This is a genomic window from Chryseobacterium sp. GM_Chr_2 (genome assembly GCF_026540445.1).
In the GTDB taxonomy this organism is placed as follows: Bacteria; Bacteroidota; Bacteroidia; order Flavobacteriales; family Weeksellaceae; genus Chryseobacterium.
Genome location: NZ_JALNUD010000005.1, coordinates 25,700 through 39,966 on the forward strand (window position 1 = coordinate 25,700; position 14,267 = coordinate 39,966).

Here is a 14,267-nt window from a genome sequence, read left to right on the forward strand (position 1 = left end):
TAATCGATTTATTAAAATTATATTGGATTCAGCTTTGTAAAATCTCCTTTATTTTCTAATTCCTGTTTTCTTTTTCTAATAAAATCTGTAGGGCGAATATTATTAATCTCTGTGAAAAGATCTGAAAAGTTTTGTCTTGAAGCAATACCGCATTCTTTTGCTAATGTTTCTATATTGTATTTCAGATATTCTTTGTTTTCAAAAAGAAGTTTTGTGATATAATTGATTCTTAATTCACTGAGGTATTTATTGAAATTAGAACCTTTACAATCATTAATTACCTGTGACAGATATTTGGAATTGGTGCCTAATTGACTGGCTAATTTATTAATTGTAAGTCCTTTTTGGGTAAATCCGTTTTTATCCTCAAATGTTTTGAGTTTTTTAAGCAAATCTTCGACAATAGCTTCATCTAAAGAAGTTTTCTTTTCTTCTGTGGTATTTTTTTCGGAAACTTTTATTTGTCTGATTTCTGTTTGATGATCACGTAGCTTTTCTTCTAAAGCATTGTACCTCTGTTGAATATTTTTTTCTTTTCTGTAACGTAAAACCAAAAGCAATGTAAGAGCAATAACAAAGAAAATTAGAGTAACAATGATGAATGTTCCCCAAGAGTTTTTTTTCTGAAGTTTATTTTTCTCGTCTAAAAGTGTTTTTGTGTCATATTCTTTATGGATTTTTGGCGAAAGATAAATAAAATCTTTAGAAATAATGCTGTCTGCCTTTAAAAGCTGACTTGTGTAGTAGAGCTGTTTTGCAGGGTCTTTTTCTTTTTTATAATGGTTTATCAGAAATTCATAATTTTCCCTAAGTTCCGGAAGAATGAAGTGATTTTTTTGGAAAATGGAATCTACTCTTTTAAAATTAGAAATGGCTTCATTATTATTTTTTAAGCCCATTAATGTTTTGCCAATATAAAAATAATCGACTGAGAGCCACGCAAAATCTCCGCTTTTCTGAATTGGAAGTAAGGATTGATTTAAATTATAAATAGCATCCTGATAAAGATCTTTTTTATACTCTAAAATACCTTTGTTGAGAAGAAAATATCCTTTTTCCTGTGCATAATCTGGATTGTTGGAAACTTCTGTAAGCCCCTTCTCTATTAATGGATCTGCCTTGGGAAGGTTATTTAAATTACGATAGCAAATAATTAACTGATGCAGGCTATTGAGATATCCTTTTTTGTTGTTGTAAATTTCATTAGGATGTAACGGCGACTGTATCTGCAAATTGTAATAATCTATACAGTTTTTGAAGATTTTAGAGGCTTCATCGTAATAACCAAGATAGCTTTTTACAACACCGATGTGATATAAGTTTTGATATTTCAGGAAATTATTGTCGCTGTTTTTAGAGTATTCAAAAGCTTTTAGATATTCATTAAGCGCAGGCTGAAATTTTTTATAATTATAGTAAAAAATAACGCCTTTATCTATGTAGGCAGCACTTATAAGGTCTCTATTCTGAGATAATTTGGCAGCAGTAATCATACTATCTGCATATTTTAACTTTTCTTCTTTCGTATTAGAATAAAATATACCGTCTTTGTAGCCCTGAACTAATTTTTCGTAGTTTTTTTCTGCTTTTGCCTTATTTATATAATTTTTTATATAAGGTAATGCTTTAGAGTTTCCCTCTTCAATCTTTTCATAATTTTTTCTGAGTTTATAATATTCGCTATAGACTTCTTTCTGACCAAAAGAAAGTTTAAAAATTATTATAAATATTATTAAAAATAGTTTTTTAATCACCTGTTTATACAAAATTAGGGAAACATTTAACTCAAAAGTACGTAAAATTCAGGAATATTAATCAAACAAGATAGAATTATTAATGATATTTAATTATTGTTTGATAAAAAACATAATCAACTAATTATCAACACCTTAAACATGTCTTAATTCTGGAATTAAGACGTCTTAATTTCTGAATACAGACCATAAGTTCTTTTTTTTATGACATTTAGCCTATAAATTCGGAATCAGAAATCAAAAACAAAACCTGGCCAGGGGTAACCTTTAATTCAGAAAAATAATATGAAAAAGATTATCTCTTTATTATCCATAATCATTTTATCTGCTACCGTATTATCATGCAGACAGGATGACGAAACTGAACTAACACCATCAGAAGAGACAATTATTAACAGAACCTCTGATATTAATAAAAATTCTGAGCTTAAAAAAGAAAATAGTGAATCTTATATGAAAGATTCTATAAATAAGGCCGAGGATAAAGATGAAGTAGAAGACCCTCCTGTAAAAAACGGAACACACTGGAGGATAAAAAAATAATTTATCCGTCATTTATTTTGTAGTGCGCAATGCAAAGAAAATGACATATAAATAATCGTGAAAATAATAATCAATTTCAAAATTTAATTAACATGAAAAAAACAGTTTTACTAGCCGCAGGTGTAATCGGACTTACCCTAATGTCTTTCGCTGACACAAAAAACACAGATATCATTGAAGTAAATGGTAATGTTGTTACAGTAAAAAATACTGAAAAAATTTCTAAAGCAGATTTAGAGTTTTTAAGTAAAACTTTAGTAGGATGGAGCTATTGCGATTACCAATCAGAGCAAAGTACTTGTACAACTAAAAACAGAACTTTCCCTGATGAGCCAACTACACCGGTGCTTACAGACATCAACAAAATCATTAACAAGTACCAATAAAATACTTATACAGGATGCTCAAATGAGCATCCTGTTATTCCCCCAATAACGGTCTTATGAAAAATACATATATTGAATATATCATCCTTTCCGTAATTATCATAAAAGTTATTATTACCGGAATAACAACCACTACCGACTCTTTTTGTGATTTTTATAAATACGAAAAACCGATAACGACAAACGGATTAAAATATGAGAAATTTATTTCTTCTTATGCAGGTTTTGATACCGGATATGGTTTTTTTGCACCTAATGTAGCAAGTAACTTTATTATTATTTCTGAAGACAAAAACAGTGGTAACTCTTACATTTCAACAGAATTATTAACCACAAAAGAAGGAAAATTAAGGTTTGCCAATATTAATGATGTTTATATGAAGAATATTACTGCTAAAGATAAAAATATGCCTGAATTAAAAGTAAATCATATTTTATTAAAGCAGGTGCATAAGAATATCAAAAAAAAACATGGTGAAAATATAGTTACTTACGCTTATTTATATGATCAACCAACGTTGGATGAAAGTAAGAAAGGAACAAGATTAATAAAAATTGATAGTGTAAAATGAAAAACTTTTTAAATACATATTTTAATAAAACTTTTACCCCAAGTTTTCTTGTTTTTTTCAGGATAAGCATTGGCTCTATTTTATTGATTCATTTTCTTTCTATGTGGAATGATTTTGACTTATTGTATGGAAGAAACAGCATTATACCTGTGGAAATACACCGCGTTTTCTACAGCTATGATGTACTATCATACAGTAGGATAGAATCTTTTCTTTTAAATTATTCAAACAATCCAGGTATTATTTTCAAATGCACTTATATCACATTTACAATATTTATAATTTTAGGTATCTTCAGTAGGATTTCAGCGCTTATCTTGTTGCTTCTACAAATATCTTTTGTAAAAACCGCAGCATTATTTTTTTATGGCGCTGACTTCTTTTCCAGCATGTCTTTATTCTATATTTTATTATTTCCTACCAGCAGTTATTTTTCTATTCAGAAAAAATATTTTCCCAACACAATTGTTAATTTTCCTATACAATCTTTAAATATTAGCAAAAGAATTATCCAGCTACATATTTCAATTGCTTATTTTTTTTCAGGATTTGATAAAATTTTGGGCTTTAATTGGTGGAATGGCGAATCTGTATGGAAATCATTAAATCTACCAAATTTCACACATTTCATACACTTACCTTCTATTTTTAATGAAAACTTTAAATATTTTTATATTGCAGGAGGATGGATGATCATTATTATAGAAATTCTATATCCTGTTTTCATCAATATCAATAAAACGAGAAAATTGTGGCTTACTTTAACAATATTAATGCATATAGGCATCATTATCAGCTTTAATCTCTTCTTTTTTTCAGCGATAATGATTATATGGAATTTAACATCTTACTACTTTAACTATTATGAAAAGGATAAATCTTATGACCAAACTTTACTTCCTGCTAACATTTCTCATCAGTAATTTTATATTCTCTCAGTCTTACAAGGTATTTTATGAGATGAAATGGAATAATAAAGGCGATGGCTCTCATCACGAAGAGCTTTGCACTTTACTTACTAATGAAAATGGCAAATCATATTTCCAGTCGTATGAAAACTTTAGAAGAGATTCGGTTCATACAAAAACAGTGAATGATTATTTCGCCAACAAAGCAAAGGGATTAAGATTGGGAGACGGAAATACAAATGCAAAATTTCGTTCTTTAATTATTAAGAATATTTCACAAAATGATATTACAGTAGAAGAAAAATTTTTTACAAGTATTTTTTCTACAAACTACACTTCCTGCAAGCAAAACTGGAAACTTATAAAAGACAAAGCAACAACAATTTTAGGTTATAAGGCAAATGCAGCCACCACAGAATTCGGAGGAAGAAAATGGATGGCATGGTATACAACAGAAATCCCAATTAGTGATGGGCCTTACAAATTTTACGGTCTGCCAGGGCTTATTTTAAAAATAACAGATTCTGAAAACACATATAATTTTGAAATAAAAGGAGTGGTAAAAGAGGTTAATGATATTGAAAAAAGAAATTTTTCTTATGATCAACCAGTGAATATTTCGCCTAAACAATGGGATGTATTCTGGAAAAAGTACATTAAACAACCTTCTGTAATTTTTGAAAATTTAAATACCGCACAAACAACATATGTTATCAACGGAAAAGACGTGAATAGTAAAGAGGTAAAAGAATCTTATAATAAAAAAGAATGGGAAATTCTTAAAAATTTTGAAACTCCTATTGAATTAACAACAAACTGCTTATAACACCCAATCACTTCTCAATAAAGTAACTAATAACCGCTAAACTCATTTAGCATTTTCATGTCAGGACAAGGGTTCGGACTTAAGCCATCTGAACCTTTGTTAACATGAATGATAAGAAGACACTTTACTTCTCAATATAAAAAACTAATAACCATCAAGATTTATTCTTAAACATTAATTTTTTTAAAAAAGGGTTCAGACCATTACGATCTGAACCCCGCTTTAAAAAAAATAACGATTTAAAAGTTCCTCTACTTCCAGCCTCCTCCTAAACTTTTATAAATATCAACAACTGTACTTAGTTGTTTTTCTTTTGCTTCCACCAATTCCATCTTAGCATCCAAAGCATCTCTTTGGTTCATTAAAACTTCCAGATAATCTGCTCTTGAATTCCGGAACAATTGGTTGGCAATATCGATCGATTGGTCTAATGCTTTATTTTCATCAGATTTTAACTGATAATACTGATCGATGTTTTTTACTTTCGACATTAAATTCGCTACATCCAGATAAGCATTAAGAATGGTTTTATCATATTCATACAATGCTTCGATCTGCTTTGCATCTGCCGTTTGAAAATTCGCTTTAATGGAACTTTTATTAATCAGCGGACCTGCCAATTCTCCTACCAAATTATAAGCAATAGATTCCGGCATTTTTACTAAATAAGAAGGTTTAAATGCTTCCAAGCCTAATGTGGCAGAAATTTCCAATGTTGGATAAAATTCTTTTCTAGCTGCTTCCACATCAAGTTTAGCGGCCTTTAATTCTAATTCAGCTTGTTTAATATCAGGTCGATTTGATAATAATTGAGAAGGAATTCCTGTGTACACCGTTTGCGGAATCGTAGACATAAATGTTTCTTTTGGTCTTACAATCGGCTGCGGATATCTTCCCAATAAAGCATTAATCTCATTTTCCTTTTCTGTGATCTGCTGACGGATGGTATATTCTGAAGCTTTTGATTTTGCCAATTCTGCCTCAAACTTTTTCACCGCCAATTCTGTAGCAGCAGCCGCTTCTTTCTGAATTTTAGATATTTCTAAAGCTTTTTTCTGAAGTTCAATATATTTCTGAATAATATCCAATTGGTTATCAAGAGATAATAATTCATAATAATTATCGGCTACCTCAGCAATTAAGCTTGAAAGAACAAAATTCTTTCCTTCAACCGTTGAAAGATAATGAGCCACTGCTGCATCTTTCTCATTTCTCAGTTTTTTCCAGATGTCAATTTCCCAGTTGGTCATTAAACCGCCTTCGAAATTCCCTAAATTATCGGGAACAGGTTTTCCCGGTTCCATTTCGGTAGAAGCATCACCTGCACCTTCGCTTGTGTATCGTCCGGCTTTTCTTAATCCGGCTCCTACACCTGCAGAAACTGTAGGACTTAGCTTTCCTTTTTTAGCTACTACTCCACTTTTGGCAATCTCAATTTCCTGCAAAGTAATCATCAAATCCTGATTATTCTTTAGGGCAGTTTCAATTAATGCTACCAAATTCGGATCGGTAAAAAACTCTCTCCAAGGTGTCATTCCGCTGTTGGCATTGGCATCAGCCTGTTGCTCTTCCTGGTTAAAATTCTGAGGGATATTTTCTTTCACCTCATCTTTTATTACGGTCGCCATTGGCGCCTTACAACTTGCTAAAACAAGCGATAAGGCGATGGCTGCTATATATTTATTATAAATCTTCATGTTTGTCATCGTGTTGATAAGGTTCTGTTTGTTCAGTTAAAGGATTTTCCTCTTCATATCTTGCCAATCTCGATTTTTCAGCAATAGTTCCGAAGATGTAATACAATCCTGGGATAATCATTAATCCGAAAATAGTTCCGATCAACATCCCCCCTGCTGCTGCTGTACCGATCGTTCGGTTACCGATTGCTCCCGGTCCGGTTGCCATCACTAACGGAATCAAACCTGCGATAAATGCAAATGATGTCATCAAAATCGGACGGAAACGGATTGCTGCTCCTTCAATCGCTGCCTGAGCCACCGGAATGCCTTCTTCTGCTTTCTTCTGGACGGCAAATTCCACAATCAATACAGCGTTTTTACCTAAAAGACCGATCAACATGACCATGGCTACCTGAGCATAAATGTTGTTTTCTAATCCTAATAATTTTAAACATAAGAAAGCTCCGAAAATACCCGTCGGCAACGATAAAATTACCGGTAATGGAAGAATGAAACTTTCATATTGAGCCGAAAGAATCAGATAAACAAATCCTAAACACACCAAGAAAATAAAGATGGCTTCATTTCCACGGTTTACTTCGTCTTTAGAGATACCCGCCCAGTCAATACCGAAGCCTCTCGGAAGTGTTTTATCCGCTACTTCCTGAATGGCTTTAATCGCTTGTCCGGAGCTATAACCCGGTGCTGGAGTACCACTCACCTGTGCAGAGTTATACATATTATGTCTCGTCATTTCTGATAAACCATATACTTTTTCCATCCTCATAAAATCTGAATAAGGAACCATTTCTCCTTTATCATTTTTCACATATAATTTTAAAAGATCTGTTGGCAATGCACGATATTGTGGCCCCGCCTGAACAATTACTTTATATGGTCTGTCGAAGCGGATGAAACTTGTCTCGTAGTTGGAACCAATTAATGTGGAAAGATTATCCATTGCATTTTCAATGGTCACACCTTTTTGCTCAGCGAGATCGTTATCAATTCTCAACATATATTGAGGGAAACTCGCAGAATAGAAAGTAAATGCAGAACCTAATTCCGGCCTTTTATTTAATTCTTTCACAAAATCATTGCTCACCTGCTCCATTTTATGATAATCACCACTTCCCGCTTTATCCAGCAAACGAAGCTCAAAACCTCCCGCTGCTCCATAACCAGGAACGGATGGCGGTTGGAAAAATTCAATGTTTGCTCCGGGAATATTCTTCGCTTTTTCTTCAAGCTTTTCAATGATTTCTGAAGCTGATTCTTTACGTTCATCCCAACTTTTAAGATTAATCAAACAAGTACCTGAGTTAGAACCTGTACCTTCCGTTAAGATTTCATAACCTGCCAATGAAGAAACAGATTGTACCCCATCAATACCTTCAGATTCTTTCAATAGTTCCTTCGCAATCTGGTTGGTTCTTTCTAATGTAGAACCAGGTGGAGTCTGAATAATTGCATAAATCATCCCCTGATCTTCCGCGGGAATAAACCCTGAAGGAAGTGAATTGCTTAAAAAGAACGTACAAGCACAGAAAGCTAATAATAATGGTAAAGTAATTGTTTTTTTCTTCACCGTTTTGTTCAGCATTCTTTCATATTTCCCGGCTCCTTTCGTAAATAAATTGTTGAATTTATCTAAGAAAATAGTAATCGGAGTTCTCTTTTTAGCTTTTCCGTGGTTATTTTTTAAAATTAAAGCACATAAAGCTGGTGTTAACGTTAAAGCTACAACCCCTGAAAGGATAATCGCCGAAGCCATCGTAATCGAGAACTGACGATAGAACACCCCAACCGGACCAGACATAAATGCAATCGGAATGAATACGGATGCCATTACCAATGTAATTGCTATAATTGCGCCACTAATCTCATGCATTGCCTCTTCTGTTGCCTTTAATGGAGATAATCCTTTTTCTTCCATCTTGGCGTGAACGGCTTCTATGACCACAATCGCATCATCCACGACGACCCCAATTGCCATTACGAGGGCAAAGAGTGAGATCATATTTAAGGTAATTCCAAAGGCGGACATGACGGCAAAAGTACCAATCAACGATACCGGAACTGCAATGGCTGGAATTAAGGTTGAACGCCAATCGCCCAAGAATAAGAATACCACAATCGCCACCAAAATAAAGGCTTCAAACAAAGTGTGAATTACTTTTTCAATCGAAGCATCCAAGAATCTTGAAACGTCATAACTGATGTCATAATGCATTCCTTTCGGGAAGGTAGTTTTCTGCAATTCGGCCATCAAAGATTTTACATTTTTGATAACGTCGCTTGCATTCGAACCATACGATTGTTTCACCGTGATCGCTGCGGAAGGTTTACCATTCAAAGTAGAATAAATATCATACATGGATGAACCAAATTCTACATCGGCAACGTCTTTTAGTCTGATAAATTCTCCATCTGGTTTAGCTTTAAGAATAATATTCCCGTAATCCTTTTCATTATTAAAACGACCCGGATATTTCAAAATATATTCAAATGACTGCGAACGCTTTCCGGAACTTTCCCCTGTTTTACCCGGCGATGCTTCCAAACTCTGCTCATTAAGCGCTTCCATTACTTCATCTGCTGAAATACTGTAAGCTGTTAATCTGTCAGGTTTTAGCCAAATACGCATAGCATATTCTCTTGTTCCCAGGATATCTGCAAAACCAACTCCGCTTACCCTTCTCAATTCAGACATTACGTTGATATCTGCGTAGTTGAAAAGAAATTTCTGGTCAGCTTTCGGATCATCACTATACAAGTTAATGTACATCAACATATTAGGTTCTTCACGGGTAATTTTTACCCCTTCACGAACTACCAACGGCGGAAGTTTATTAACCACCGAAGAAACACGGTTTTGTACGTTTACAGCTGCTACATTTGGATCGGTTCCCAAGTCGAAAACCACCTGAATAGAAGCCTCCCCGTCATTTCCGGCATCGGAAGTCATATATTTCATTCCCGGCACACCGTTTAACCCTCTTTCCAACGGAATAACCACGGATTTAATCAACAATTCGTTGTTGGCACCGGGATATTCTGCGGTAATGTTTACTTTGGGCGGTGAGATAGACGGGAACTGCGTCACAGGAAGTTTTACCAAAGATAAAACTCCCATAAATACGATAATCAAAGAGATTACGATAGACAGAACAGGTCTGCGAATGAATTTCTTAAACATAAAAATAATATCAATTATTAATGATGAATGATAAATGGCTGATTTGAACAGTTTAATGCACAATCATCCTTTATCAATTATCGTATATTCTTTACTCTGCTTTTAATTTTAGTGACTGAAGAACTTTCTTAGGATCTTGTGCTTTCACCTGAACCTTTTGATCGTCTTTCACTTTCTGAACTCCTTCTAACAAGATCTTATCGCCTGTAGACAAGCCGTATCCCACAACATAAACGTCAGGAAGTTCATAAGCCACTTTAATATTTCTGGACTTCACAACACCTTTATTATCCACTACAAAAACATATTTCTGATCCTGAATTTCGTAGGTTGCTTTTTGAGGAATGATTAAAGCATTTTTCAATGGCAACGTCATTCTTACCTTTCCGGTTTGTCCATTTCTCAAGAGTTTATCTGGATTTGGAAATTTAGCTCTGAAGGCGATATTTCCTGTTTCATTATCGAATTCTCCTGTAATGGTTTGAATTTCGCCACTTTGAGGGAAAGTATCTCCGTTTGCCATAATCAAATTAACGTTCTGGCTACCTCTTGTAGCAACATTCGTCTGATAATTAATGTATTCCGGCTCTGAAACATTGAAATAAGTATACATATTGGTGTTATCAGAAAGGGAAGTCAGCAAATCTCCTTCATCTACCAAACTACCTAATCTTAAAGGTAATCTGTTAATAATTCCCGAAAACGGAGCTTTAATATCTGTAAAAGACAAATGAATCTGAGCCAGTTTTGCTTCTGCGTTGGCTGCATCTAATTTAGCCTTTGCCATTGCTCTTTCGTTTTTAGAGACAATATTGTTGTTGGCCAATGTACTTGCGTTTCTTAATTCAATCGTAGCCTGCTCTACTTCAGCTTTGGCTTTTAATAATTCTGCCTGATACAACTGAGGCATAATTCTAAATAAGGTCTGACCTTGATGAACATACTGACCTTCATCTACATAGATTTTTTCAAGAAAACCTTTTTCCTGTGCACGAACTTCGATGTTCTTTACAGACCGGATCTGAGCTACGAATTCTTTATCAATTACCGTATCCATCTTCACGGGTGTAGTAACCGGATAAATTGTAGCTTCTTCTTTTTCTTCTTTCTTGTTGTTACAGCTAACAACCAATAAGAGGGCACTTAGCATAATGCTTGAGACAACTCTTTTCATCATAATTTCTAGAGTTTTATATTTAAATCGTTATTTTTTTAAAGGAAAAAATGGTAATAATGAGTCTTACGATGTGATGATTACCAGCAAACACAACGCATAACGTTCTCTGCCAGATAATAGCAGAAAATTAATCGGAAAAATGAGTTTTTAAATTCTGATAGAACGGATCAGAATGAATCTTTTAACAGTGGAAAATTGAGATAGAAAGCCATGTATGGCAGGTTTCAACTGTTTTTTTGCTTCTAAACCGAAAATATAAACCAAACTGAAAACGCTTGCAAAAACAATAATGGTCTGCAAGGTATCTGAAAGCTGAAAATCATCTTCGTTAAGCTCTAACGAATAAGCACTTCCTGCATCATCCTGAACTTGCTGAATAGACAATTTTTCGCACGTTTGATTTAAACGATTGGTTCTCTTAGGCATGTGAGACGTATGACTGGTATAGTCATTTCGCAATGTTTTGACATTGATCTTACTTTCCACTACGAAAAGCAGAAAAAGTGCTGTCAAAAAATATGTGATATACGTTCTCATTTTGAAGGGACAAATGTACATTTTGATTTACATACAATCATAATGGATTAACAAAATTTAACTCTTCTTTAAATTAGCTGAAATGAATTTTAATAATCCTTTCAATAAAACAACCTCAAAAATATCAATATTTCAAAGCATACAAGTTCATTACATTAAGTTAATAAAAGACATATTAATAATGAATTTATCATATTAAATTTTAAAAATTAATTAACATTTACAATCATATTTCAAACTGTAATGAAAAATTTACATGATTTATTAAATTAAATATTAATTTTGTTATCAGCCAAAAAACTTAAAAACTAAAAACTAACCGATAATGAAATATTATAATAACTATGAAAAACGAATTACTCATGGCTGGCCTACTTCTGTCGTCAGCTTTTTTCTACGCACAAGTGGGAATCAACACATCAAATCCTAATCCGTCTGCCATTTTAGACATTTCATCTACTAACAAAGGAATACTTGGGCCAAGGATAAGCCTTACGTCTGCAACCATGCAGCTCAGCGGAAATCCAAATGCTACAGGACTTTTAGTTTATAACACCGGGCCTGTTCTAAATCCCGGATATTATTTTTGGAATGGAACCGAATGGAGAGTTTTTAATACCTCTTCGGGAAGCGGTGGCGGAGGAAATACAAATCTCGCTCATGTTGAAAGTATTGCCGTAATGGGACCTTTGGTAGCAACCACAGACAACGGAAGAGCCGGGTATGCACTACAAATTACAACTCCCGACGGAAAATTTTCTGTACGAACTTTCATTCCTGAAAGTTCTGCATTTTCACAGGTTAATCTACAAATCAGGAATAATAGCACAGGAAATGTAGAAATTATTTCCAACGGGCACTATCTTTGGGGCGGTGCAGGAGGTTACCAGCAAAACCAGTTGAGATTACCACCAAATGCTTGGGCGGGCGATAATGCAACATCATCTGCAAGTTTAATTGATGCTACCACCGGCGCAAGAATTCAAACAGGCTCTACCAATCCCTATTGGGGCGATCCTGAAACGTATGCAGGAGGAATGCCGGAGCAACGTCTTTACTCATGGACTACCAATAGCCAAACCGACAAAACTTTCTATAAACTGTATTATATGATGGGATCTTCTTCACCAGCAAGCGCAGGAAATGCAACCACTTGTCCGGGAGGAACATGTAGTACAACGAAGGCATTTTTCACCATCGATCAGGTTACGGCTCCGTAAATATCCTGAAAACTTATATGACAAAATAAAAAATTAAAGAGTGCAAAAGTGCTCTTTTTTTGGATTTAACAACTAAATGTTATCACGGAAAATAGTGATTTACAAAATACTGACATTCAGCCATTTTATATAAAATTAACATTTATTAATAAAAAAAGTTGTATTTTTATAACTCATTAACATCAAATATTTTATGAATCACTTAATCACTTATCACTATGAAAAAAGTATTACTATCCGTCGCTTTGGGACTCGTCGCCTTCTCCGTGGCAGCGTGTAAAAACTCACCCAAAGAAGCAGAAATGCTAACGGTTAACGCACCCGCCGTCACTAATGACGACATCATAAAAAATATCTACACAGATAATGTGGGAGAAAAAATTGAAGTAACAATCAACACTACTCAAAATACAGCTATTGTACATCTTGACGGCAAAACATACGAATTGAAAAAAAGCGATGAATTGCCTGAATATACTGCATCTAATGCCGAATATCAATATTCAAATATCAGAGGAAACATCACTTTCACAAAGAAAAATTATGACATGGTACTTTTCCGAACCAAGGAAAACGGCAAAGGACAATCTGGCACAAAAATGGCTTCCTACTGATTTTAACAATTAAAATTAAACAAATATGAAAAGTTTACGTTATTATTTAGGTTCCTTCATTCTAATCTTATTTTTCACTGCATCTTGTGTGAGCAAACCCAGCACTCCTACTCCGCCCACTCAGGGAAACAATGATATTACCGGAAAAGTATGGAAACTTACTGAGATTAACGGGAAACCGATTGCTTTGAAAGATCCAAAATCGAATCCTCATTTTAAGCTAAATATGGCTGATATGAGATACGAGGGAAACGGAAGCTGCAACGGTGTTGGTGGAACTTTCGAAATAAAGCCTGAAATAATGAGAATAAAATTTAATCAGGGAATGTCTACAATGATTGCTTGTGAAGATCTGGAAACAGAACAATTTTTCGTAAAAGCATTATTATCTGCTGATAATTATTCGGTAAACGGCAATACATTGACTTTAAATAAAGCAAGAATGGCTCCTTTAGCGAAATTTGTTCTTCAATAAAAACAATTGAAATATTATAAATCGAGTGCTTATTTCTATAAGCACTTTTTTCGTGTTCAACAATTTATTTTTTCTTAAAAATAAAGCAACAGGTAAGCAAAGTAATATTCAAAATCACAGCAAACGCATTGGATAAAATAATCGGAAGCTCATCTTTAATAAAGCCATACCAAACCCATAAAGAAAGCCCTGTAATAAGAACAATCAACATTATTGAAGATAAATCTTCTGCATTTTTTTCTTTTATCACTTTAATAAGCTGCGGCAACATTGCTACGGAAGTAAAAATTCCGGCAATAATTCCTAAAACATTTTCATTCATTATCTAATTTTACTATTAGATACAATAAATTTCGTTCCAAGATTAAATTATAAGA

At 33.8% G+C, this 14,267-nt stretch carries 14 protein-coding genes; 8 read left to right on the plus strand and 6 right to left on the minus strand.

The annotated features are described in order from the left end of the window. Nucleotides 1–17: 17 nt before the first annotated feature. Complete coding sequence (locus tag OXQ85_RS20705) at nucleotides 18–1,754, minus strand: helix-turn-helix domain-containing protein (RefSeq protein WP_267403933.1); 1,737 nt, start codon at nucleotides 1,752–1,754, stop codon at nucleotides 18–20. Nucleotides 1,755–2,039: 285 nt separating this feature from the next. On the opposite strand from OXQ85_RS20705, the gene OXQ85_RS09455 reads away from it, so the two are divergent. From OXQ85_RS09455 to OXQ85_RS09475, 5 genes are all read left to right on the plus strand, one after another. Continuing rightward, on the plus strand, nucleotides 2,040–2,297 hold the full coding sequence (locus OXQ85_RS09455) for a hypothetical protein (RefSeq protein ID WP_267403934.1): 258 nt from the start codon (nucleotides 2,040–2,042) through the stop codon (nucleotides 2,295–2,297). A gap of 92 nt (nucleotides 2,298–2,389) precedes the next feature. After that, complete coding sequence (locus OXQ85_RS09460) at nucleotides 2,390–2,683, plus strand: hypothetical protein (protein WP_267403936.1); 294 nt, start codon at nucleotides 2,390–2,392, stop codon at nucleotides 2,681–2,683. Nucleotides 2,684–2,739: 56 nt separating this feature from the next. Next, on the plus strand, nucleotides 2,740–3,255 hold the full coding sequence (locus OXQ85_RS09465) for a hypothetical protein (RefSeq protein ID WP_267403938.1): 516 nt from the start codon (nucleotides 2,740–2,742) through the stop codon (nucleotides 3,253–3,255). Beyond that, nucleotides 3,252–4,178, plus strand: a complete 927-nt coding sequence (locus OXQ85_RS09470) for a hypothetical protein (protein WP_267403940.1) — start codon at nucleotides 3,252–3,254, stop codon at nucleotides 4,176–4,178. The genes OXQ85_RS09465 and OXQ85_RS09470 overlap by 4 nt, the downstream gene beginning before the upstream one ends. Continuing rightward, the gene (locus OXQ85_RS09475; RefSeq protein WP_267403942.1) at nucleotides 4,138–4,989 is read left to right on the plus strand and encodes a GLPGLI family protein; all 852 of its coding nucleotides are present in this window, start codon (nucleotides 4,138–4,140) and stop codon (nucleotides 4,987–4,989) included. Before OXQ85_RS09470 ends, OXQ85_RS09475 begins: the two co-directional genes overlap by 41 nt. Nucleotides 4,990–5,240: 251 nt before the next feature. Here OXQ85_RS09475 and OXQ85_RS09480 read toward each other — a convergent pair whose 3' ends face one another. The 4 genes from OXQ85_RS09480 to OXQ85_RS09495 form a co-directional block, all read right to left on the minus strand. Further along, nucleotides 5,241–6,686, minus strand: coding sequence for a TolC family protein (locus tag OXQ85_RS09480; protein ID WP_267403943.1), 1,446 nt, complete (start codon nucleotides 6,684–6,686; stop codon nucleotides 5,241–5,243). Further along, nucleotides 6,673–9,867, minus strand: coding sequence for an efflux RND transporter permease subunit (locus tag OXQ85_RS09485; protein ID WP_267403944.1), 3,195 nt, complete (start codon nucleotides 9,865–9,867; stop codon nucleotides 6,673–6,675). Before OXQ85_RS09485 ends, OXQ85_RS09480 begins: the two co-directional genes overlap by 14 nt. A 91-nt stretch (nucleotides 9,868–9,958) precedes the next feature. Beyond that, complete coding sequence (locus OXQ85_RS09490) at nucleotides 9,959–11,041, minus strand: efflux RND transporter periplasmic adaptor subunit (RefSeq protein WP_267404387.1); 1,083 nt, start codon at nucleotides 11,039–11,041, stop codon at nucleotides 9,959–9,961. Between the two features lie 150 nt (nucleotides 11,042–11,191). After that, a complete protein-coding gene (locus tag OXQ85_RS09495) occupies nucleotides 11,192–11,581 on the minus strand; it encodes a hypothetical protein (protein WP_267403946.1) in 390 nt (129 codons plus the stop codon). 344 nt (nucleotides 11,582–11,925) lie between these two features. On the opposite strand from OXQ85_RS09495, the gene OXQ85_RS09500 reads away from it, so the two are divergent. The 3 genes from OXQ85_RS09500 (at nucleotide 11,926) to OXQ85_RS09510 (ending at nucleotide 13,890) form a co-directional block, all read left to right on the plus strand. Continuing rightward, nucleotides 11,926–12,801, plus strand: a complete 876-nt coding sequence (locus OXQ85_RS09500; RefSeq protein ID WP_267403948.1) for a hypothetical protein — start codon at nucleotides 11,926–11,928, stop codon at nucleotides 12,799–12,801. A 302-nt stretch (nucleotides 12,802–13,103) separates the two neighbouring features. Next, entirely contained in the window at nucleotides 13,104–13,415 is a 312-nt protein-coding gene (locus tag OXQ85_RS09505) for a hypothetical protein (protein WP_267403950.1), read from the plus strand. Nucleotides 13,416–13,440: 25 nt separating this feature from the next. Next, nucleotides 13,441–13,890 carry an META domain-containing protein gene (locus OXQ85_RS09510; RefSeq protein WP_267403952.1) on the plus strand — a complete coding sequence of 150 codons (450 nt, stop codon included), beginning with the start codon at nucleotides 13,441–13,443 and terminating at the stop codon, nucleotides 13,888–13,890. A gap of 64 nt (nucleotides 13,891–13,954) precedes the next feature. Here OXQ85_RS09510 and OXQ85_RS09515 read toward each other — a convergent pair whose 3' ends face one another. Continuing rightward, entirely contained in the window at nucleotides 13,955–14,212 is a 258-nt protein-coding gene (locus OXQ85_RS09515; protein WP_267403954.1) for a SemiSWEET transporter, read from the minus strand. Nucleotides 14,213–14,267 lie beyond the last annotated feature (55 nt).

Bases quoted from the DNA above. Each gene is read 5' to 3' on its own strand.
- OXQ85_RS09455 (WP_267403934.1), top strand. From the start codon at position 2,040: ATGAAAAAGATTATCTCTTTATTATCCATAATCATTTTATCTGCTACC.
- OXQ85_RS09460 (WP_267403936.1), top strand. From the start codon at position 2,390: ATGAAAAAAACAGTTTTACTAGCCGCAGGTGTAATCGGACTTACCCTA.
- OXQ85_RS09465 (WP_267403938.1), top strand. From the start codon at position 2,740: ATGAAAAATACATATATTGAATATATCATCCTTTCCGTAATTATCATA.
- OXQ85_RS09470 (WP_267403940.1), top strand. From the start codon at position 3,252: ATGAAAAACTTTTTAAATACATATTTTAATAAAACTTTTACCCCAAGT.
- OXQ85_RS09475 (WP_267403942.1), top strand. From the start codon at position 4,138: ATGACCAAACTTTACTTCCTGCTAACATTTCTCATCAGTAATTTTATA.
- OXQ85_RS09480 (WP_267403943.1), bottom strand. From the start codon at position 6,686: ATGAAGATTTATAATAAATATATAGCAGCCATCGCCTTATCGCTTGTT.
- OXQ85_RS09485 (WP_267403944.1), bottom strand. From the start codon at position 9,867: ATGTTTAAGAAATTCATTCGCAGACCTGTTCTGTCTATCGTAATCTCT.
- OXQ85_RS09490 (WP_267404387.1), bottom strand. From the start codon at position 11,041: ATGAAAAGAGTTGTCTCAAGCATTATGCTAAGTGCCCTCTTATTGGTT.
- OXQ85_RS09495 (WP_267403946.1), bottom strand. From the start codon at position 11,581: ATGAGAACGTATATCACATATTTTTTGACAGCACTTTTTCTGCTTTTC.
- OXQ85_RS09500 (WP_267403948.1), top strand. From the start codon at position 11,926: ATGAAAAACGAATTACTCATGGCTGGCCTACTTCTGTCGTCAGCTTTT.
- OXQ85_RS09505 (WP_267403950.1), top strand. From the start codon at position 13,104: ATGCTAACGGTTAACGCACCCGCCGTCACTAATGACGACATCATAAAA.
- OXQ85_RS09510 (WP_267403952.1), top strand. From the start codon at position 13,441: ATGAAAAGTTTACGTTATTATTTAGGTTCCTTCATTCTAATCTTATTT.
- OXQ85_RS09515 (WP_267403954.1), bottom strand. From the start codon at position 14,212: ATGAATGAAAATGTTTTAGGAATTATTGCCGGAATTTTTACTTCCGTA.